This window comes from Nocardiopsis halotolerans DSM 44410 (genome assembly GCF_000341065.1).
Taxonomy (GTDB): Bacteria; Actinomycetota; Actinomycetes; order Streptosporangiales; family Streptosporangiaceae; genus Nocardiopsis; species Nocardiopsis halotolerans.
In genome coordinates this window covers 1-480 of the sequence record NZ_ANAX01000215.1, presented here as the reverse complement: position 1 = coordinate 480, position 480 = coordinate 1, and the positions used below count along the sequence as shown (strand labels likewise).

Annotated in this window: 1 protein-coding gene; it reads right to left on the bottom strand. The window is 73.3% G+C overall.

Features of this window, described 5'->3' with window-relative positions; all coding sequences use genetic code 11:
• Positions 1-148: 148 nt before the first annotated feature.
• On the bottom strand, positions 149-480 hold a 332-nt coding region (locus D455_RS30760), incomplete at its 5' end, for an SCO7613 C-terminal domain-containing membrane protein (RefSeq protein ID WP_017571835.1).

The window sequence follows — 480 nt, the reverse complement described above, 5'->3', positions numbered from 1 at the left end:
GGGCCCCAGCCGCTCGGCAACCGCCTCGGGTGCGGGGACGACGGTCTCGGTCATGGTTCCTCCGTGAGTCGTCGGGGACACGATTCTGTGCCCTCAACCAGGCTTGAGGTCAAGGGAGACCGGGGGCCGGGAGCCCGGAGGCCCCGGGTCAGCGCATGCCCGCCATCCACCGGCCCAGGCGCCGCAGCCGTTCCAGGTTCGCCTCGTACCGGGCGCCGATCACCAGGAGCAGTACGCCCGCGACCGCGAACGGCACCCAGTTCGGCACGAACCGGGTCAGGTCCCACAGGGGAGGCCCGAACGCCCGCAGCGACGTCATCACCAGCACCAGCCCGCCCAGCACCAGCGCCGCCTGGAGCCGCTGCCGCAGGCCCCACACGGCCACGGCCAGCCCCAGGACGAGCACGGCGGGCACCCGCCACGTCATGCCGTCCTCCACCAGCACCGACAGCACCGTGGGCAGGAGCAGCAACGCCAGGC